General features: G+C 67.1%; 17 protein-coding genes. 9 read left to right on the forward strand and 8 right to left on the reverse strand.

Annotation, left to right across the window (positions count from 1 at the left end; genetic code table 11):
* Positions 1–6: 6 nt before the first annotated feature.
* On the reverse strand, positions 7–951 hold the full coding sequence (locus ACY34H_RS05640) for a TIGR01777 family oxidoreductase (protein ID WP_464976510.1): 945 nt from the start codon (positions 949–951) through the stop codon (positions 7–9).
* Positions 952–1136: 185 nt separating this feature from the next.
* Between ACY34H_RS05640 and ACY34H_RS05645 the strand changes: the two genes are divergently transcribed.
* The 6 genes from ACY34H_RS05645 to crtB all read left to right on the forward strand — a co-directional run bounded on the left by ACY34H_RS05645 (position 1137) and on the right by crtB (position 8250).
* On the forward strand, positions 1137–2042 hold the full coding sequence (locus ACY34H_RS05645; RefSeq protein ID WP_464976511.1) for a flagellin: 906 nt from the start codon (positions 1137–1139) through the stop codon (positions 2040–2042).
* 145 nt (positions 2043–2187) lie between these two features.
* A complete protein-coding gene (locus ACY34H_RS05650; RefSeq protein WP_464976512.1) occupies positions 2188–3204 on the forward strand; it encodes a polyprenyl synthetase family protein in 1017 nt (338 codons plus the stop codon).
* A gap of 21 nt (positions 3205–3225) precedes the next feature.
* Complete coding sequence (locus ACY34H_RS05655) at positions 3226–4548, forward strand: glycosyltransferase (protein ID WP_464976513.1); 1323 nt, start codon at positions 3226–3228, stop codon at positions 4546–4548.
* Complete coding sequence (crtY, locus tag ACY34H_RS05660) at positions 4545–5738, forward strand: lycopene beta-cyclase CrtY (RefSeq protein ID WP_464976514.1); 1194 nt, start codon at positions 4545–4547, stop codon at positions 5736–5738. Before ACY34H_RS05655 ends, crtY begins: the two co-directional genes overlap by 4 nt.
* Positions 5735–7261, forward strand: coding sequence for a phytoene desaturase (locus ACY34H_RS05665; RefSeq protein ID WP_464976515.1), 1527 nt, complete (start codon positions 5735–5737; stop codon positions 7259–7261). The genes crtY and ACY34H_RS05665 overlap by 4 nt, the downstream gene beginning before the upstream one ends.
* A complete protein-coding gene (gene crtB / locus ACY34H_RS05670) occupies positions 7258–8250 on the forward strand; it encodes a 15-cis-phytoene synthase CrtB (RefSeq protein WP_464976516.1) in 993 nt (330 codons plus the stop codon). The genes ACY34H_RS05665 and crtB overlap by 4 nt, the downstream gene beginning before the upstream one ends.
* Here the strand turns inward: crtB and ACY34H_RS05675 are convergent.
* Positions 8147–8680 (reverse strand): sterol desaturase family protein, encoded by a 534-nt coding sequence (locus ACY34H_RS05675; RefSeq protein WP_464976517.1) that lies wholly within the window; start codon positions 8678–8680, stop codon positions 8147–8149. The two genes, crtB and ACY34H_RS05675, sit on opposite strands and share 104 nt — an antisense overlap.
* 105 nt (positions 8681–8785) lie before the next feature.
* Here ACY34H_RS05675 and ACY34H_RS05680 point away from each other — a divergent pair, with 105 nt between their 5' ends.
* Positions 8786–9223, forward strand: a complete 438-nt coding sequence (locus tag ACY34H_RS05680) for a DUF2141 domain-containing protein (RefSeq protein WP_464976518.1) — start codon at positions 8786–8788, stop codon at positions 9221–9223.
* Here the strand turns inward: ACY34H_RS05680 and ACY34H_RS05685 are convergent.
* A complete protein-coding gene (locus ACY34H_RS05685) occupies positions 9210–10148 on the reverse strand; it encodes a LysR substrate-binding domain-containing protein (RefSeq protein ID WP_464976519.1) in 939 nt (312 codons plus the stop codon). The two genes, ACY34H_RS05680 and ACY34H_RS05685, sit on opposite strands and share 14 nt — an antisense overlap.
* A 101-nt stretch (positions 10149–10249) precedes the next feature.
* Between ACY34H_RS05685 and ACY34H_RS05690 the strand changes: the two genes are divergently transcribed.
* Positions 10250–11053 (forward strand): aminotransferase class IV family protein, encoded by an 804-nt coding sequence (locus tag ACY34H_RS05690; protein WP_464976520.1) that lies wholly within the window; start codon positions 10250–10252, stop codon positions 11051–11053.
* Positions 11054–11263: 210 nt separating this feature from the next.
* Positions 11264–13411, forward strand: coding sequence for a TonB-dependent receptor family protein (locus tag ACY34H_RS05695; protein ID WP_464976521.1), 2148 nt, complete (start codon positions 11264–11266; stop codon positions 13409–13411).
* A gap of 205 nt (positions 13412–13616) precedes the next feature.
* Here the strand turns inward: ACY34H_RS05695 and ACY34H_RS05700 are convergent, their stop codons facing one another.
* The 5 genes from ACY34H_RS05700 to ACY34H_RS05720 all read right to left on the reverse strand — a co-directional run bounded on the left by ACY34H_RS05700 (position 13617) and on the right by ACY34H_RS05720 (position 20836).
* Positions 13617–16445, reverse strand: coding sequence for an ATP-binding protein (locus tag ACY34H_RS05700; protein WP_464976522.1), 2829 nt, complete (start codon positions 16443–16445; stop codon positions 13617–13619).
* A gap of 3 nt (positions 16446–16448) precedes the next feature.
* Complete coding sequence (locus tag ACY34H_RS05705; RefSeq protein WP_464976523.1) at positions 16449–17258, reverse strand: hypothetical protein; 810 nt, start codon at positions 17256–17258, stop codon at positions 16449–16451.
* Positions 17259–17275: 17 nt separating this feature from the next.
* A complete protein-coding gene (locus ACY34H_RS05710; RefSeq protein ID WP_464976524.1) occupies positions 17276–18649 on the reverse strand; it encodes a hypothetical protein in 1374 nt (457 codons plus the stop codon).
* A gap of 271 nt (positions 18650–18920) precedes the next feature.
* The gene (locus ACY34H_RS05715) at positions 18921–19679 is read right to left on the reverse strand and encodes a DUF3108 domain-containing protein (protein ID WP_464976525.1); all 759 of its coding nucleotides are present in this window, start codon (positions 19677–19679) and stop codon (positions 18921–18923) included.
* A 14-nt stretch (positions 19680–19693) separates the two neighbouring features.
* Positions 19694–20836: a DUF3108 domain-containing protein gene (locus ACY34H_RS05720; protein WP_464976526.1), complete on the reverse strand. Its 1143-nt coding sequence runs from the start codon at positions 20834–20836 to the stop codon at positions 19694–19696.
* Positions 20837–20845 lie beyond the last annotated feature (9 nt).

The raw sequence follows: 20845 nt of genomic DNA on the forward strand, positions 1-20845 counted from the left end.
GGCGATTCACAGCAGCTCGCCCAGTGCGGCGTCCAGCCTCGGGTAGCGGAACGTAAAGCCTTCACGCTGCAGCCTGGCCGGCTCCACGCACTGCCCTTCCAGCAGCAGGTCGGCCTGTTCGCCCAGCAGCAGGCGCACCGGCCACGCCGGCGTGGGCAGGAACGCAGGTCGATGCAGCAGCCGCGCCGCGGTAGCGATGAACTCGCGCTGCGTCACGCATTGCGGCGCCGTGAAATTCCACGCGCCCTGCACGCTGGTCCGTTCGCTGCGCTGCGCCAGCCAGGCCTGTGCCCGCAGCAGATCTTCCACGTGGATCCATGAAAGCGCCTGCCGGCCACCCCCAAGCGGGCCGCCGGCGCCCAGTTTCACCGGCAGCAGCATTGCCGGCAGTGCACCGCCGTGGCCAAGCACCAGTCCGAAGCGGGTCGTGGCAACCTGCACGCCATGCTGCGCCGCGCACTGCGCCGCCACCTCCCATTCCCGGCACAGCTGCGACATGAACACCGGTTGCGGCGGGCTGTCCTCCGCCAGCGGCACCATCGCCCCCTGCGGCTGCACGCCGTAGTAGCCGATGGCGGAGGCCGACAGCAGCAACCGCGGCTTGTGCTCCGCCCCGGCGATCCAGTCGACCAGGCGGTTCGTCAGCGCCACCCGGCTGGCGCGCAGCGCGGCCTGGCGCTTCGCCGTCCAGCGCGGGCCGACAATGCGCGCGCCTGCCAGGTTGATGACGATATCGATCCGTTCGGTGGGTGCCAGGTCGGCGGTCGCCATGATGCAGCGCACGCCGCTGCCCAGCTGCCGCGCGGCCCGCGCCGTGTCGCGACTCATGGCGATCACGCGCTGGCCGTCGGCCAGCAGCGCCGCCACCAGCCGATGGCCGACGAAGCCGGTGGCGCCGGTGACAAGCACCACCTGGCCAGGCGTGCCGAATGCCAGCGGTTCAAGGGCCATTGTTCAGTCGAGGTGCATGCATTGCTCCCCCTTTCTCGGAAATTGCCGCGTTGCCAGGAATGGCAATGCATGACCAGTACTCCATCCGGCACGATAACCACTTTTAGAGTAGTTATTCCAAAAAGATTAATAATATTGCCTGTCCGGTCGCTCTACTCAGCCGACTCCACTAAAAAAAACCCGGCGTGCTCAGTCTTCACAACAATCATGCGGCCAATGCGGCATTGAACGGCCTGCATACAGCTACCGGCCGGCTTGCGACGGCCCAGGAGCGCCTCGGCACCGGCAAGCGCGTCAATTCGGCGAGCGATGACGCCGCCGGCCTGCAGATCGCCACCCGCCTGAAATCGCAATCGAGCGGCATGGCGGTGGCGATGCGCAACCTGCAAAACAGTATCTCGATGCTGCAGACCGGTGACGCACTGCTGGGCGAGGTCAACAATATCCTTGGCCGCATGAGCGATCTGGCGATCCAGGCGGCGGATGCGTCGTCGACTTCGGCCGACCGGGAAGCCATGCATGCCGAGTACGTGGGCCTGAGCGAGCAAATACTCGATGTGGTGAACGAATCACGTTATGCAGGCACCTACCTGTTCCGCTACATCGTCGCGCCCCCCGGGCCAGGCGGACCAGGCACTTTCGGACTGGGGCCCGTCACATTCCAGACCGGCGGCAGCGCGGAGGAAAGCGTCACGGTCGACTTCCGCCCGGCACTGGGCCGTATCAACAGTACCCTGTACTACGCAATCGATAACGGCCACCTGGATGGTTATCCGGTGGATGGTCCCGATACCGAACTCACCTCGGCCGAGTCCGCGAACCTGATGGTGGGCAAACTGGCCCTGGCCCAGCAGTCCGTGCTGGAGCTGCGCTCCGAACTTGGCGCGCTTGGCAACCGGTTCGAGTCGGCATTCAATAACCTCAGCCACATGAAGCTCAACACGGATGCCGCCGCCGGCCGCATCGTCGATGCCGACTACGCCACCGAGGTCGCGGACATGACCCGGAACCAGATGCTGACGCAGGCCGGCACGGCGATGCTGAAGCAGGCCAGCGGCATGAGCCGCCTGGTCATGTCCCTGGTGGAGTAAGCGCTCGCATCATCGGCGCGGCGCGGCATCGGCCGTCGCTATTGACCCGCTATTGTCCAGGACGTCCGCACGATTGAATTCCGTGCCGCATCTTATTGTCTTTCCGCTATGATGGCCCATCGGGAAATCACGGAAGGAAGCGGGCATGACTAGCCAGAAAAGACGGTTCGCCGGGCCGCAACACGAGGCCGGCCATGAGCATTCCGCCGCGGAACTCGATGCGATGCGCCAGATGCTCGATGAGCGCCTCGGCCATCTGCTGGCGGCCGAGGGCGACCGCAACGACCGCCTGGCCGCCGCCATGCGCGCCGCCGTGCTGGGTTCCGGCAAGCGCATGCGCCCGCTGCTGCTGATGCTGGTGGCGGCGGACCTCGACTGCGCATCGCCGGCCGTGACCGACGTGGCCTGCGCCGTCGAGATCGTGCATGCCGCCTCGCTGATCCTCGATGACATGCCCTGCATGGATAACGCTACCCTGCGCCGCGGCCAGCCGACGATCCACCGGCAGTTCGGCGAGGATGTCGCGATTCTCGCATCGGTCGCCCTGCTGAGCCGAGCGTTCGGCATTCTTGCCGCGGCGCCGGGCATCCCGCCCATCACCCGCGCAAGGCTGGTGGCCACGCTGGCCGACACCGTCGGTGAGCAGGGACTGGTACGCGGCCAGTACGAAGACCTGCACGGCGGTACCGGCCGCTCCGCGGAGGCGATCGCCACCACCAACGAACGCAAGACCGGCCTGCTGCTCGGCGCCGCCGTGGACATGGCTGCCGTGCTGGCCGACGTCGACGACTGCGTGGGCCGCTCGCTGCGTGCCTTTGCGCTCGCCGCCGGCCACGCCTTCCAGATCCGCGACGACTTCCAGGACCTGCCGGGCACCGACAGCGCCATCACCGGCAAGGACACCGGCCTGGACCTGGGCAAGGCCACGCTGCTCAACACCTGCGGTGCCGACGAGGCGCAGCGCCGCCTTGCCGACCACCTGCGCGAAGTCGAACGCCATCTGGCCGACGCGCTGGCCGGCGCCGAGCGCACGCGCCGCTTCGTGCAGCGCATGTTCGCCAGCCAGGCACCGCAGCCGCGGCCGGCCGCGCGGCCGCACCTGTATGCATCGACCACGATCAACGGCGCCGCGCAGGCCGGATTCGACAGCCGCGCCGGCTGACCCGCGGCACGGAGCGCACCAATGGCACATTTCGGCGTGGTCGCACCGGCCTTCTACAGCCACTTCAACGCGCTCGCCGCGCTGGCGCTGGAACTGGTCGCGCGCGGCCACCGCGTCACCTATTTCCAGCAACCCGATGCCGGCGCCCACCTGGGCGATGCCCGGCTCGGTTTCCATGCGCTGGGCGCCGCCAGCCACCCTCCCGGCACGCTGGCCGCCGTGATGCGCCGCGCGGCCAATCCCGGCAGCCCGCTGGGACTGCGCCGCGTGATCGACGACATGGCGCGCAGCACCGACATGCTGTGCCGCGAATTGCCGGCCGCGCTGGAAGCGAACCAGGTCGATGCGTTGATCTGCGACCAGATGGAAGCGGCCGGCGGCCTGGTGGCCGAAGCGCTCGGCATGCCGTTCGTCTCCGTGGCGTGCGCGCTGCCCGTCAACCGCGAGCCCGGCATTCCGCTGCCGGTGATGCCGTTTGCTTACGGCACCGACGAACGGTCGCTGCGCATGTACGAAGGCAGCACCCGCGTCTACGACTGGATGATGACACCGCACCGCCGCACGATCGAACGCCATGCGCGCGGCTTCGGTTTGCCCGCGCGCGACGGGCTGCACGAATGCCTGTCGCCGCTGGCGCAGGTCAGCCAGACGGTCGAGGGCTACGACTTTCCGCGCCGCGCGCTGCCGGCGCACTTCCATCACGTGGGGCCGTTCCGCTCCGCGGCCCGCAAGGAGATCGTGCAGCAGCCGCTGCCGCCGATCGACGACGGCAAGCCATTCGTGTTTGCCTCGCTCGGCACGATGCAGGGCCACCGCCTCGGGCTGTTCCTGCGCATCGCCAGGGCATGCCGCGCGGCCGGCGTGCAACTGCTGGCGGCGCACTGTGGCGGCCTGGACGAACGGCAGTCGCGCCAGCTGGAACGCGCCGGCGCCACCTGGGTGTGCGCCTTCGCACCGCAACGCGAAGCGCTGGCGCGCGCCGATGCGCTGATCTCGCATGCCGGCGTGAACACGGTGCTCGATGCCATCGAGGCCCGCACGCCGATCCTGGCGTTGCCGATCGCCTTCGACCATCCCGGCTCGGCGGCACGGGTTCGCCATGCCGGCGTAGGGCTGCTGGCTTCGCCCCGCTTCGCCACCGCCGGGCAGCTGTCCAGGCAGTTGCGCCGGCTGCTGGAAGACGGGTCGTTCGCGCCGCGGCTGGACACCCTGGCCGGCAATGTGGCGCGCGCAGGCGGCACGCGGCGTGCCGTGGACATCATCGAATCGGCACTTGGCTTCGCTCAGGCGCCTGGCTTCGATCGCGCGCAACCGTCCGACCCGCTGCTGGCGCGCACGGCATGAATCCCTACGACATCATCCTGGCCGGCGGCGGCCTTGCCAACGGCCTGCTGGCCTGGCGCCTGCGCACGCACCGCCCGGAATTGCGCATCCTGCTGCTCGAACAGGGCGATGCGCTGGGCGGCAACCACACATGGTCGTTCCACGACGGCGACCTGGATGCGGCGCAGCAGGCCTGGCTGGCACCTTTGATCGGCGCGCGCTGGCCCGGCTACGACGTGGTCTTTCCCGAGTATGCCCGCACGCTGGACAGCGGCTACGCCAGCATCGCCTCGGGCGATTTTGCCCGCGTGATCGAACCCGCGCTGGGCCCTGCCCTGCGGCTCGGTGCACGGATCGAGGACGTGACGCCGACCACGGTGCGCCTCGCCGGCGGCGAACTGCTGTCGGCCCGCGCGGTGATCGACGGCCGCGGCATGCGCCCCAGCGCGCGGCTGGCGCTCGGCTACCAGACCTTCCTCGGCCAGGAAGTGCGGCTGCATGCGCCGCACGGCCTGGCGCGGCCCGTCATCATGGATGCCGGCGTGGCCCAGCAGGGCGGCTACCGTTTCGTCTACCTGCTGCCGTTCGCGCCGGACCGGCTGCTGATCGAGGACACGCATTACGTGGACACCGCCGCCTGGGAGCCCGAGCGGCTGCGCGCCAATATCGCGGCCTATGCGCAAGCGCGCGGCTGGCGCATCGCCGAAGTGCTGCGCGAGGAACACGGCTCGCTGCCGATCGTGCTGGCCGGCGACGTGGAGGGTTACTGGAACGACCTGGCCGGCCAGCCCTGCACGGGGCTGCGCGCCGGACTGTTCCACCCCACCACCGGCTATTCGCTGCCGCATGCGGTACGGCTGGCCGAACGCATCGCGCAAATACCGGAGCCCGATGCGCCGGCGCTGTTCGCGGCGATCCGGCACGAGGCACAGGCCGCATGGCGCGGCCAGCGCTTCTTCCGGCTGCTGAACCGCATGCTGTTCCTGGCCGGCGAACCGGATCGCCGCTGGCGCGTGATGCAGCGTTTCTACACGCTGCCGCCCGGCCTGGTCGCCCGTTTCTATGCCGGCAGGCCGACGCTGGCCGACATGGCGCGCGTGTTGACGGGCAAGCCGCCGGTACCGGTCGGCGCGGCGGTCGATGCCGCCTTCCGTACCCACCCCGCCCAGATCCTTTCCCGCATCAACCGAACAATCAGGACTCCCGCATGAACCGATCGAAAACCGCCGTGGTCGTGGGCGCCGGCTTTGGCGGCCTGGCGCTCGCCATCCGCCTGCAGGCCAGCGGCATCCAGACCACGCTGCTGGAAAAACGCGACAAGCCGGGCGGCCGCGCCTACGTGTACGAAGACCAGGGTTTCGTGTTCGACGCCGGGCCCACCGTGATCACCGACCCTTCCGCCATCGAGGAACTGTTCGCCGTCGCCGGCAGGAACATGGCCGACTACGTGGAGATGCTGCCGGTGGCGCCGTTCTACCGGCTGTGCTGGGAAGACGGCAGCCGGTTCGACTATGCCAACGACCAGGAAGCGCTGGACCGCCAGATCCACGCCCGCAACCCGGCCGACGTGCAGGGCTACCAGCGCTTCCTGGCCTACTCGAAAGCCACCTTCGAGGAAGGTTACATCAAGCTGGGCGCGGTGCCGTTTCTGTCGTTCCGCTCGATGATCCAGGCCGGCCCGCAGCTGGCGAAGCTGCAGGCCTGGCGCAGCGTGTACAGCCTGGTCTCGCGCTTCATCAAGGACGAGCACCTGCGCCAGGCCTTCTCGTTCCACTCGCTGCTGGTGGGCGGCAACCCGTTCGCCACCTCGTCGATCTACACGCTGATCCATGCGCTGGAGCGGAAATGGGGCGTATGGTTTCCGCGCGGCGGCACGGGAGCGCTCGTCAACGGGCTGGTGCGGCTGTTCCAGGATCTCGGCGGGCGCATCGAACTGAATGCGCCGGTGGCGCAGATCGAAACCTCGGGCGCGCGCGCCAGCGGCGTGCGGCTGCAGGATGGCCGCTTCTTTCCCGCCGACGCGGTGGCATCCAACGCGGACGTGGTGCATACCTATGCCGCGCTGCTGGGCCAGCACCCGCGCGGCGCGGCGCAGGCCGAGGCACTGAAGAAGAAGCGTTTTTCCAATTCGCTGTTCGTGCTGTACTTCGGGCTGAACCACCACCACGCGCAGCTGCAGCACCATACCGTATGCTTCGGCCCGCGCTACAAGGAATTGATCCAGGAGATCTTCGGCGGTTCGGAGCTTGCCGACGACTTCTCGCTGTACCTGCACGCGCCGTGCGTCACCGATCCTTCGCTGGCGCCGCCGGGCTGCGGCAGCCACTACGTGCTGGCGCCGGTGCCGCACCTGGGCAATGCGCCGATCGACTGGACCGTCGAAGGCCCGCGCTACCGCGACCGCATTTTCGATTACCTGGAACGGCACTACATGCCGGGCCTGCGCAGCCAGCTCGTCACCAGCCGCATCTTCACGCCACTCGACTTCCGCGACGAGCTCAATGCCCACGTGGGCTCGGCCTTTTCGCTGGAGCCGATCCTCACGCAGAGCGCCTGGTTCCGGCCGCACAACCGCGATGCCGAACTGGCCAACGTGTACCTGGTGGGGGCCGGCACGCACCCGGGCGCCGGCGTGCCGGGCGTGATCGGTTCGGCCAAGGCCACCGCGGGGCTGATGCTGGAAGGAGTCGCGGAAGGAGCGGCGGCAGGGGTGCCGGCAGGGGTGGTGGCATGAGCGCGCGCGACGATGGCGCATTGCTCGACCATGCGACCAATACCATCAACGTCGGGTCCAAGAGCTTCGCGGCGGCGGCACGGCTGTTCGATCCGGCCACGCGGCGCAGCGTGCTGATGCTGTACGCATGGTGCCGGCATTGCGACGACGTGGTCGACGGCCAGGAACTCGGCTTCGGCAGCGCCGCTCCCACGCAGGACGAAGCGGCGCGGCACCTTGCCATGCTGGAAGACCTGACCCAGCGCGCCTACGAACGCGAGACGATGACGGAGCCGGCATTCGCCGCTTTCCAGGAAGTGGCGTTGCGCCACGCGATTGCGCCCCGCTACGCCTTCGACCACCTGGCCGGCTTCGCGATGGACGTGCACGGCGAGCACTATGAATCGCTCGACGATACGCTGCGCTACTGCTACCACGTGGCCGGCGTGGTGGGCCTGATGATGGCATCGATCATGGGGGTGAAAAGCGAAACGGTGCTGGACCATGCCTGCGACCTGGGCCTCGCGTTCCAGCTGACGAACATCGCGCGCGACATCGTCGACGACGCCGCCGTCGGCCGCGTCTACCTGCCGGCGCAATGGCTGCGCGAGGCCGGCATTCCTCCCGAGGAGATCGCTCAGCCGCGGCACCGCGCGGCGCTGGCGAATGTGGCGGCCCGGCTGGTCGACCAGGCGGAACCATATTACGACTCCGCTGCGGCCGGCATCGCGGCACTGCCGCTACGCTCGGCGTGGGCGATCGCCACGGCGCGCTACGTGTACCGGCAGATCGGCATCGAAGTGAAACGGCGCGGCCCGCGCGCCTGGGATGAACGGGTGGGCACGTCGAAGGCCATGAAACTGTGGCTGCTGGCGAAGGGCGGCGCGCTGGCGCTCGGCTCCCGGTTCAAGCCCCCGTCCCGGCGGCTGGCGGCTCGTCCGGCAGGGTTGTGGCAGCGGCCGCGCGCCTTTGGGGCCGGCCCTGGTGCAACGCATGCAACTGCCGCTTGAGCCGGTCGACGGGCGGGGCGTACAGGAAGCCGAACGACACCGTGCCTTCCTTGCCCTGCACCGCGTGATGCATGCGGTGCGCCTGGTACAGCCGCTTCAGGTAGCCGCGGCGAGGCACGTACTTGAAGGGCCAGCGCTGGTGCACCAGGCCGTCGTGGGCGACGAAATACAGCAAGCCATAGGCTGTCATGCCGGCGCCGATCCACTCCAGCGGGTGATGGCCACGCGTGCCGGCATAGATCAGCGCGATGGCGATGGCCGCGAAGAACACCGCATACAGGTCATTCTTCTCGAACCATCCCGTCCTCGGCTCGTGGTGCGACTTGTGCCATCCCCAGCCGAAGCCGTGCATGACGTACTTGTGCGCAAAGATGGAGAACAGTTCCATCCCGATGACGGTGACAGCGACGATGAGCGCATTGAACAGCATGAGGGCTTTGGCTACCAGGATTCGAAGTTGTCGAGACTACCACAATGGCCTTGGAGACAGCGCGTCAAACGGGCCTTGATGACCACGCATACGAAAGGATTTCACATGACATTGCTGAACCGGCGCGTCTGGAGCGCCTTCCTCTACTCGGCGGCGCTGGGTTGCGCCGCGCTGCTGCATGCCGCTCCGGCCACCGCGGCCACCGTCGACATCAAGGTTGAAAACGTGACCGGCAAGGGCAAGGTCAGCGTGGCCGTCTGCGACCGCGAGCGCTTCCTGAAGCAGTGCGCATACACGGCCTCGGTGCCCGCCGAAGCCGGCACGATGAAGGTCACCGTGCCGGACGTCCCGCCGGGCACCTTCGCCGTGCTGGCCTACGAGGATGCCAACGACAATGGCGAGCTCGACCGCGTGCTGGGCATCCCGAACGAAAGCTGGGGCATGTCGCGCGACCCCGCCGCCATGTTCGGGCCGCCGAAGTTCGAGGATGCGGCGATCGAGGTGAAAGAGGATCCCACGGTGGTGGACATCAAGCTGCGCTGAGCATGTCATGTGGTATCGCCGCCCGCACCTGCGACCGCAGCCAGTCGCGCAGCGCGGCGATGCGGGGGTCCTGTCCGGCGCCGGCCGGATACACCAGATGATAGGCAAAATCGTCCGTGACCGGGACTGCCACGCCGAACAGGCGTACCAGTCTTCCCTCACCCAGTTCCCTGGCGACCATCGGCAGCTCGACGAGGCCAATGGCGCCGCCGTCCACGGCAGCCTGCACCACATGGCTCGATTCCTCGAACGTCATGCAGCCGGCATCGTCGAAACCGGCGAGGCCCGCCGCGTCCATCCAGTCACGCCAGCGCGGCCATGCGCGCCCGCCGGCTTCGCACGCCACGTGGCAGAGCGTGAAACGTTGCAGGTCGCGCGGTTCGCGCAGTTCGCCGCCGGCAGCAAGCGAAGGATGGCACACGGCGACGAGTTCGGTGCCGAACAGCCGTAGCGATTCCGTACCACCATAGTGGCCAGCGCCGAAGCGGATGGCAACGTCGGCATCGCCGGCATCGAGGTCGCGCAGCTCGTCCGTGACATCGAACGATAGCGGCACGCCGGGATGCATGGCATGGAATGCGGGCATCCGTGGCAGCAGCCAGTTGGTGGCGAAGCGCGCCCCCAGCGTCAGCCGCAGCGGCCCCGCGCCGTCGTGCAGCCGGCGCGCCTCTCCGGCTGCGCGGTGCAGCGATTCGAGCGCTGCGCTGGTGGCCTCGTACAGCCGTGCTCCGGCCGGCGTCAGGCGCATCGACCGGCTGGTGCGGGCAAACAGCACAAGGTCCAGCTGGTCCTCCATTTCCCTGATCTGGTGACTCACCGCGGCCGCGGTCAATCCCACCTCCTCGGCCGCGCGCGTGAAGTTGAGGTGGCGGGCGGCCGCTTCGAAGATGCGCAGGGCGCGGGTACCGGGCAATATGCGTTTCATGATCTTCAAACGAAATTTGATGATTCGTCAAAAACTACGCGTTTCCCAATCGGCCGTCAATCCGCGACAGTGGTGCCTCCACCAACGACGAGGAATGAACGATGACAGCAGGCTTCCACACCGTGCAGCGCGACGGAGAGCTGGCCGACCGGCACGCGCTCGCGCCGCTTGCCTTCGCGGGCTACGCGCACTTCACCGCGATGCAGGTGCGCGGCGGCCGCCTGCGCGGCCTCGACCTGCACCTGGACCGGCTGCGGAACGCTTCGAACGAACTGTTCGGGCAGGCCCTGCCCGATGACCGCATCCGCGCATTGCTGCGCGCCGCGCTGGTCGACGGACCGGACGACGTGTCGCTGGTCGCCACCGTCCACGGTACCGCCGGAGAGTTCACCGCAGCCGCGCAGGCACCGCACATGCTGGTACGAACCGCCGCGCCATCGGCCGGCCCCGCCGGACCGCTTGCGCTGGCCGTGTTCGAGCACGAACGCATGCTCCCGCACATCAAGCATGTGGGCGAAGTCGCCAAGACCTACTACCTGCGCGAGGCCGCGAGGCAGGGCCATGACGATGCCGCATTCATGGACCGGGATGGCCATCTCAGCGAAGCGAGCATCTGGAACCTGGCATTCTGGGATGGCGGCTCGGTGGTCTGGCCCGAGGCAGCAATGCTGTCCGGTATCACGATGCGGATCGTGCGGCGGCGCCTGGCCGACCTGGGCATCCCGCAGCGCACCCAGCCCATCACCCCCGGCCAGGCCGCGCGCATGCACGGTGCCGCGGTGATGAACTCGTGGACGCCGGGCGTCGCCGTGCGCCGCATCGGCGCGGCCCCCATGCCTGATGCCGCGCCGCTGCTGGCGGTACTGCACAAGGCCTATGAACGCGAACCGCTCGTGGCGCCGTGAGCGCGGACCCGCCGCGTGGGATTATCGGCGGTGCCCCGGCATGCGGCACCGGTTCGCAGGCAGGCGTGCTCTTAAGGCATTCGGCAACTGTCGATATGAGAACGATCCTGCAATGGATCGCATTTTTTATTGTTTGGCGCGGAGATACGGAGCTTGTAAGTTGTGCCACTGTCAACTGGAAATGTGGTGTTACAGCCACCAAGGAACGCAATGGCAAATTCCCGGCATCGGATCAAGCAGTACCGCAGTATCTCGACATACAACGTAGGCGCGGCGTTATGCCTGGCGGCTGGCGCCGCGGCCGCACAGCAGGCCGCGAACGGCGGCGGCGCAGCCGAAGTGCTGGTGGGTGCGACGGTCATCGTCACGGGCCAGGCATTGAGCGAATCCGACAAGGCCAGGGCCCGGCTGGACCAGATCGCGGGCACCGTCAGCGTCGTGAAGAATGCCGACGTGGAACGCGGCCGCGCGGCGAATGCGGAAGATGTCCTGGCTTACCAGCCGGGGGTCTTTGCCGCCGCGACCAGCGGCAACGGCGCCAACAAGATCTCGATCCGCGGCTCGGGACTGAACGCGTTCTACCAGGGCTATTCGCTGGGCATCAAGTACCTGTACGACGGCTTGCCGATCACCGGTCCCGGCGGCACGCAGGAAGACCTGCTGACCTTGAATGGGCTCGACTACACCGAGGTCCTGAACGGTGCCAACGCCTTCTCCCATGCCGCGCTGTCGCTCGGCGGCGCCATCAACTTCGTCACGCATACGGGCCGCTCCGCCCCCGGCAGTTCGGTCAGCGCCGAAGCCGGCAGCTACGGCTACCGCAAGTTCGGGCTGAGCACCGGTGGTGTCTCGGCCGATAACAGGACCGACTACTACCTCGCCTACTTCTACAACGAACGCGACGGGTTCCAGCGTGACACGCCGAACCGTGGCAACGAGGTTGTCCTCAATCTCGGCCACAAATTCAGCGACCGCGTCGAGACGCGCCTGACCGTCCGCCATCGCAACGAAGAGCTGCGCAACGGCAGCACGATCACGCTGGCCCAGCTGGAGGCCGATCCGCGCCAGAGCAACTCGACCACCAGTGCACGTAAAAAACCCGGGACCACGCTGGTGACCAGCAAGACCACCGTGACGCTGGACGCCCGCTCGAAGCTCGAACTGGGCCTGGCCTACAACGACTACCCACTGGACAACGGCTGGCGGTATTCGACGACACCGCAGGACTGGCGCTCGACGGATGGCAGCGTATCGCTGCGCTACCTGCGCAGCGGCGATACCCTGTTCGGCAGGCGCAGCGACACCACGATCGCCTTCAGCGATACACGATTGCTGCACGGCGACGTGAAAGCCTACGACCAGGACCTCGCCACCGCCGTGCGCACCACCGAACGCCAGTACACCGTGTATACCGGCTCGCGCGACACGGTCCTCTCCTTGGCCAACGAGCTGCAGCTGACCGACGCCATTGCCCTCTCGACGGGCCTGTCGCTGATCGAGGTGGACCGCGATGCGCATATCGACCGCACAATCCTGGCGACGACCGAGCAGTTCCCCCGCGCTGTCCGCTATAACGAACACGCTATCGCGCCGCGCATCGGGCTGCGCTATCAGGCGACACCCGATCTGCTGGTGTTCGGGAATGTGTCGCGGTCGATCGATCCGCCCGTCACCTGGCAGATGGGCAGCACCGGCGTGCCGTATATCCGGCCGCTGGCACCGCAGAAGGCCAACACGGCCGAGATCGGCCTGCGCGCCGGCAGCGACAGCCACGACGGGACATTGTCCCTCTACCGTTCCTGGATCAGCGGCGAATTGCTGTCGACCGTCGTGCGGCAGGCCAGCCAGGGTGTGGATGCGCTGATCGCCAACGCAAATGCCGGCAAGACCATCCACCAGGGCATCGAGGCGGCGCTGACGTCCAGGCTGTGGAAGAGCGCGGAAGGCAGCCGCCTGAGCTACCGCCAGGCCTATACCTTCAGCGATTTTTACTATCGGGACGACCCGCGTTACGACGGCAATGAGTTGCCCAGCCTGCCGCGGCACGTCTACCAGGGAGAGTTGCTGTTCCAGCAGGCCGGCGGCTTTTATGCCGGCCTCAGCACGCGCGCGATGTCCGGCTACTACGTCGACTATGCCAACAGCCTGAAGGCGCCATCGGCCGTGATCTGGGCCGCCAAGTTCGGCTACGAGCACCCGGCCAGGAAGTGGAAGGCATACCTGGACTTCCGCAACCTGGGCGACAGGCACTATGCGTCCGCCGCCAGCACGGTCGATAACGCCCAGGGCCGCGACTCCGCCAACTTCTATCCGGGCGACGGCTTCTCGGTGTACAGCGGCGTGGTGTTCCGGTTCTAGCCTCTCGCAGCCTGTGGTACCCCGGCCACAAAAAGTGTTGCTAAAAAACGGGGACTGTCCCCGATTTTTAGCAACATTTTCACCTGAGCCTCATCATCTGAGCCTTAATGCGCCTATTTCCGCGCATCTGCAGACAATCGTCTTTTTTGAAGAAACAAAATTTCCTAAAACCGGGGTCTGACCCCGGATTCAGGAAATATTGGCGTCAGGCAGCGGCTTTGTCGTCGGTTTTCTTGCGTTGCAGCACGAAGATCGGCTGCGCCCACTGCGTGTCCTTCTTTTTCTTGCTGGTGATGAGCGTAAGTTCGGAAGGGTCGTAGACGTCCGTGTTGTGCGTCAGCGGGGTCGTCATCAGGTACTGGGCGTCGGTGTTCTTCAGGAATTCGCCGACCAGCTGGATGTTGCGGATGTCCAGGTGGGCGAACGGTTCGTCGATGAAGACGAAGCCGCCGGAGCCTTCGTCGGACTTCAGCAGGCCGATCAGCAGCACCAGCGATTTCATCACCTGCTGGCCGCCGGAGGCTTCGCCGTCGTTCATGCCGATGACGCCCTTGCCGTCGAACTTGAAGCGCACGTGCAGGCCGGCCTGGGCCAGCAGCAGGTCGTCGTTCTCCAGCTTCACCGGATCGGCGCTGACTTCGATCTTGGCCAGCTCGCCCAGTTCCTTGATGTTCTTCGTGTACTGCCTGATCGTGTAGCGCAGCCGCTCGATATAGGCGCCGCGCGCGTTGCCGGTGGCTTCGATCGCGCGGTTGTTCTGGTAGCGCCGCTCTTCGGTCTCGCTCTTGCGCGAGGACAGCTGCTCGTTCAGCCGCGCGTACTGGTCGATGACGGTGGCATCGAGTTCCCAGTCGTCGCGCGCCAGGCTGGCCTGCAGGCTGGCGATGCGCAGGTCGACCTGGTGCGCGTTGACGTGCTGCGCCACCACCGCCTGGCGGCGCGCAGGACGGCGCCACGCCGCCGGCAGGTGCTTCCACTGCCGGCGCAGCGCCAGCAAGGCACGCGCGTGGTCGGAGCGCTGGTCCAGCTGGCGCTTGTAGTTCAGGCGCATGCCCGCTTCCGCTTCGGAGAGCGACATGCGCGCGCCGTTCCACGCGCCGTCGGCACGGGTACGCGCGACCGTCGCGTTCTTCATCAGGCCCTGCAGCTCGCCCAGGCGCGAGCCCACTTCCAGGCGTTCCGCGCGCAGCGGCACGGCGGTGCGCGCGGCTTCGTCGAATTCATCGGCACGGGCCGAGAGCTCCTTCACCGCGTCGACACCGGCCACGCGGGCCTTCAGCGCGCTGGTCTCGGAAGCCAGCTTGCTGATCTGCAGCGTGAACTTGTCTTCTTCGGCTTCCAGCGAGGGCAGGTTGCGCGCGATGGCTTCCTGGCGCTGCGTGCGGCCGGCGGAACCGAAGCGGTAGCGCGACACTTCGACGAACAGCGAGCGGCCGCCGCGGCGTTCCTTGTGGTAGGCGTCCGGCGTGATCCATTCCTCGATGTTGCCGAGCTTCGCGCCCTGCTCCACCGAGTCCACGCGGGTAATGCGCGACAGCTGCTCGATCAGCCACTCCGGCGCCCGCGCCGTGAAGCGCACCACCGACAGCAGGCTGTCATTCTTCGGCTCGTGCGCCTTCACGCATTCGGGCACGATGAAGTGGCGATAGCGCTCCTTCTCGGCCAGGCGATACGCGGCGGCCGCATCGGAGGCATTCTCCAGCAGCACCACGGAGGCATAGCCGCCCAGCACGCCCTCGACGGCGCCCTGCCACTTCGGATCGGTGACTTCGACGATGTCGGACAGCATCGCGTGCGGGATGTTCGCATCGCGCAGCACGCGGCGCATCTGCCGCACGTTGTCCGGCTCCGGCATCGCCGTCTTGCCCTGCAGGGCGGAGATGGTGGCCTTGTCGGCCGCGATGCGCGACGATACCGCGTCGCGCGATGCGCGCAGGCGCGCCAGTTCCGCTTCCTTCTCTTCCAGCTGCTTGGCCACGTCGGCGATATCGGCCCCCGCTTCGGCGGCGAGCTTTTGCAGGCGCGACTTCTGCTCGATCAGGCTGTCCAGCGGCTTCAGTTTCGCGTTCAGCGACGACAGGCGCGTCTGCAGCACCGTCGATTCCTGTTCCAGCACGGTTTCCTGCTGCTGCGCTTCCTGCAGCAGCAATGCCTGCCGCTCCACTTCCCGGCGCCGGTCGGCAATCTGCTGGTCCACCTGCGCCAGCGGCTTCTTTGCCTCGCGCAGCTGGCGGCCGATGTTGTTGGCCTTTTCGCGCGCCTCGTGGTACTCCAGCGTGGGCAGCACTTCTTCCTGCAGGTTGCGGCGTTCCTTGTGCAGCGTTTCCCATTGATGGTAGTTGGCCACGCGCAGGCGCAGGCCTTCCAGGTTCGCACGCGACCCTTCCAGTTCCGCCTCGAAGCGCTTCAGCTCTTCCTCGGTATCGCGCTGGTGGCGCTTCGCCTCGTCGTAGGCATCGAGCACTTCCTTGTCGCCGAACACCTGGAACACCAGGTCCAGCAACTGGCGCGGCGCGTATTCGCACAGCTTGTCGGTCTCGCCCTGCTCCAGCGCCAGCACCTTCGCCATCGCCGGCGACAGGCCCGCATTCGCCAGGCGCTTGCGGTAGTTCTCGACGCCGAGCCAGTCGTTCGCTTCCGTCACTTCCTCGATCTCGACGTTACCCGGCCGCATCAGGTACTGGCGCTTCCAGTCGCCGCCGTTCTTCTGGATCTGGCAGAACAGCGTGACTTCGTCTTCGGAGAAGAAGCCGCTGGAACGGAACGGACGGTTCGACAGCTGCCGGCCCTGGGCCCGGTTGTCGACGACGGCGCGCAGCCACGCGCTCTGCTGCCCCGAGTGCCGCGCATAGTGCTTGTAGGTGCGGCCCATCGAGCAATCGAGGCCGAACAGCGTGCGCAGCGCATCGAGCAGCGTGGTCTTGCCGGAGCCGTTCTGGCCGGCGATCGTGATGATCTTGGCGTCCAGCGGGATGTTCTTGATGCGCTGCCAGTAATCCCAGTGGACCAGCTCCAGCGATTTGATGTGAAACATGCGTCAGCTCCGGTTTTCGGTATCGTTGGCCGTGTCGCTGGCCGTATCGGTGGCGGTATCGTTGGCCAATGCGGCGGCGTCGCGGATCGCGGCGGCCACCTCGTCCTCGGCGGCGGGCACGCTTTCATCCGCGCTGGCCGTGTCGTTGGCGGCAGCCAGCACCGCGCGCGGAATGTGCACGACCTGCGCCGGCGCGCGCTTGAACACTTCGGCCAGCGCGCCGTTGATGATGCGTTCCTTCAGCAGGTCGGTATCCATCAGCAGGTCCAGCAGCGGGCCTTCGACGAGGATGTCGCCGCGCCGTTCGATGAAGCCCAGCTTCGACAGGATGCCCAGGTTCATGTCCATGCGCGTCTTCTTGCCCAGCTTGTCGCCGAAGTCGGCCAGCAGCGCCTTGTACGGAATGCCGATCGACGTGTCTTCCGCGCGCGGCACCGGCTTATCGTTGCCGAACATGTCGTCCTGGTCGTCATCGGCATGCTGGTGGGTTTCCTGCCGCTCGCGCTTGGGCAGGATGATCAGCGCCCACAGCACCACCAGCAGCGCCACGCCGTCGCGGGCCAGGCCGAAATTATTGTTCTGCCACGTGTCGCGCGCGCCGAAGATCTTCGGCTCGATGGCGCGGTGCAGCGCCAGCGTCACGTGGTCGGCGTACACGTTGTCGAGCAGCTTCAGGCCGGTGGCGAGCAGGCGTGCATCGACCTCCTGGCGGAACTGCTCGTCGGACAGCGCGCGTTTCACGAGGCGGTCGTCGCGGCGCAGCGTCTGGTGCGTCAGCAGGCGCGCGATCAAAATTTGGGAATCGTCATTCATCGGGTAACTCGCATAGGTCAGCTCGCGGCCTTGTCGCTATCGTTCAAATCGAGTGAGAGCCTGGCCAGCGTCATCGCGGCCACCTCCATGTCATCCAGCTGCACCATCATGTCGGTGGGAGCGAACTGCAGCGGCAGGCGCGCCAGCGCGGCGGTAGCGCCCTGCAGGCTTGCCTCGCCCTCGTCGCCCAGCAGCGGCAGCATCGACGCGCGGTACGACGCCACCGCGAAGCTGGCCGGCAGCAGCGCTTCGTGTACCTTGATGTCCTTCGGCGACTCGTCGGCGATGCTGGGGAAGTTGTTCAGCGTGGCGAAGTCCGACAGGCGCGCCAGCCAGTCGTCGAGCTCGCGCTGCATGTCCTGGTCTTCGTTGACCGTCAGCGGCGCATCCTCGCCGGACGGCAGGCCGGAGGCGACGACTGCCACGCGCTCGGCCATCAGCTCGGTCTCGGCCACGTCGATCATCTCGGCCGGCGTGATGAACAGCGGCTTCACCGGCTGTTCGATGGCGTCTTCGGCCAGCGAGGCCAGGTCCGGGTGCGCCAGCAGCCAGCGCTTGATGTCGGTCGTCGACAGGCCCGACTGGCCCAGGTGCACGCGCTGCCGCTCGATCTGGTTCAGCGCGCGCGAGAACATGCCCTGCATGTTCAGCAGCGAACTCTGAGCGCGGCCAATCGCCTGGGCGGCGCGGTGCGTGGCCGCATCGGCGTTTTCGTCGCTGGTGATGGCGCGCAGGATCTCGGAACCCTTCTCCACCCAGTCGCACGCCGTGTGCCACTTGGCCTGCGATTCGCGCAGCCGGAATTCGGAACCGGAGGCGATCGCATCGCGGAATTCGTCGGTCAGGTCGGTCAGGCGTCCCAGCAGGTGCTGCAGCTGTTCGCCGGTGACGCCGCCCACCGCCTGCGCGCCGGCCACCTGCGACAGCAGGAAGCCCATCTCGGCTTCGTCGTGGTCCTGGCCGAGGGTCAGCAAGGCATCGATCGAGGAGAGCACGTTGCGCGCCATCGGCGTCACGCGGTAGACGCCCTGCTGCGCATCCCAGGCCAGCAGGCCGTTCGTGCGCAGGCGCATCAGCACCGTTTCCAGGCTCTCCGGCAGCAGGTAGGCCAGGCGCGTATTGATGTCGGCCCGCGAAAACGCCGAAGACGTGGTGTCGTTGGCCAGCTCGCGCAGCACCAGCAGGCGCACCAGCACGCTCTCGAAACCGCCGTGGAACAGCGCTGTAAACACCTGCAGCAGCGGCTGCGCGCGCTTCAGGTGGAAGACCTGCTCGATCTCGTCGACCGACACGTTCGGCTGGAAATGCGCCTGCAGTGCCTGTTCCTGCTCGGTGGGATTGTGTTCGGCGGCCGTGGCTGTGCTGGCTGCCGCATGTGCGGTATTACTCATCGCGCTCCGGGGTTCTGGGCGCCCTGCTGCTTAAACCTTCAAAGGCTTGCGAACTCAGGCGGGGACGTGAGTATACCAGTTCCGGCTAGCAAAACCGTTGCTGACGGCAAGCCATTCACTGCCAAAATCAGGGACGGACCCTGTTTTTCAGGAAATATTTTTCAGAAAACAGGCGGCCGGCGATCTCACAAAAAACAGGGGACGGACCCTGTTTCTTAGGAAAGATTTCCCTAAAAACAGGGTCCGTCCCCATTTTTTTAGGGGATGGTGCTTATTTTTTTGATACTTTATCGAGTAATTGCTCGAAAGAATCCCCATCGTCTTCCATGAACACCAGCCGCACCGGGTACCACTCGAGCGACGGCGCCAGCCACAGGTCGACCTGCTGGCCCTTGCCTTTCGGCGGGGCCTTGCTGAAATGGACGGCTTTCACGTCGCCGGCGCCGGTCTTGACGGTTTCGGTGCCGATCACCTTGAAACTCCATGTGTCGGCGCTGCGCCGGCCGGCCACGTAGAACTTCCATTCCGAGCCGGGCACGAATTTCTGCGGACTGGCGCGGGCGATGGCGGCCAGTTGCCAGGGCGCGCTGCTGCGATCCTGTTCGCCGCCATGGATCGGCACCGTGTTGTCGCTGTCGGCCAGGTCGATGGTTTTCGTGTCGCGCCGGAAGGTCGTCGTGCCGGCCCCCTTGCGGATGCGCTTTTCGTAGTAGGTGTCCGGCGCCAGGCCCCAGGCGTCGACCGTGCCTTCGCTGCGGTATTCGAGCACCTTGCCGAACATGCCGGAGCGCGCTTCCGTCACCAGCGTGTACTTGCCGTTGCCCTGCTGCCAGCCGATGGTGCCGCTGCCGGACAGCGGAATGCCATGGCTGCTGGCCTTGACCGTATACGTCAGCTCCGCCGACGGCGGCAGGTCGAACTTGTACCTGGCACCCGGCCGGTCGTCCTGGCCGGCGGCCATGGCGGTGGCCGGCAGCGACGCGGCAATCAGCGAAGCCGCCAGCGCGGCACGGTGCAGGATGTGTTTCATGGTCTTCCTCTCATTCAGCTTGCCGGCCGCAGGATCTTCGTGACGGTCTGCGTCGTCACGGCGCCGCTGCGTTCCGTATTCCGGATCTGTACCGGGTACCAGTCCAGGCCGGGCGCCAGCCAGATATCGAGCCGCGCGTTGTAGCTGCCGGGCCGCGGCGGGCGCGCCAGGCGCCACGTCACGAGCCGGCCCATCTTCGTTTCCAGCTCTTCCTCGCCCACCAGCACGAAGCGGTATACGGTGGCTTCGCGGTCTTCGCCCACCTGGATGTCGATATCGCTGCCGAACTGGTTGACATCGCCGCGGCCGATCGCCGCCAGCTGGAACGGCACCGTGGCCTTGTCCTGTGCGCCGGCGGCCATCGGCACCGCGGCCGTGCTGGCCGAGAACGTGATGCGCTTGCCCTCGTGGTCGAAGTGCGTGGCCGTCATCGAGCGGCTGCGCCGCTTTTCCGTCATCTTCACCGGAGCGATGCCGGCATCGTCGATCGTGCCTTCGCTGGCCAGTTCCAGCAGGACCACCCGCGCGATCAGCATGCTGATGCCCACTTCCAGGCCGACCTTGTACGTGCTGCCGTCGGTCTGCCAGCGCATGTCGGCGCTGCCGGTCCACTGCGTGCCGTCCGCGTCGGTGCGTTTCACTTCCAGCTCGAACGCCGCGGTGGGCGGCAGGTCGACGCGGAAGCGCCGGCCCGCCATCGGTTCGGTTGCCGCCGGCGGCACCGGTTCGGCGGACGATTGTACTTCGGCAGGCTGCGGCGCAGCGCCGGTTTGCACCGGCGGCGCCACGAGACCGGCCGGCAGGGGGGCGGCAACCGCGGCCGGCAGCGCTTCGGCCAGCGGCTCCGGCACCGGCCCGGGGACCGGATCGGCCGGCCCGGCGATGCGCGGCGCGGATGCACGCGGACGGGTCCGCGCGGGAGCGGGAGGTGCGGAAGAAGGAACGGATACAGGCTCCTGCCGCGGCACGCTGTCCACCCGCGCAGGCAGCGCCGGCCGCAACTGCGCGTTGACCTTCATCGGCACCTGTTCCGGTGGCGTGTCGGCCGTGCCGATGCGCGCCGCCAGCCAGCCGATCGTCAGGTAGTGCAGCGCCACGGTGGCCGCGCACAGCACCAGCGCGCGGCGCCGTTGCGAAATAAAGGTAACGATCGTCATGCCCCATAG

Source organism: Pseudoduganella sp. jia 9, from assembly GCF_055502615.1.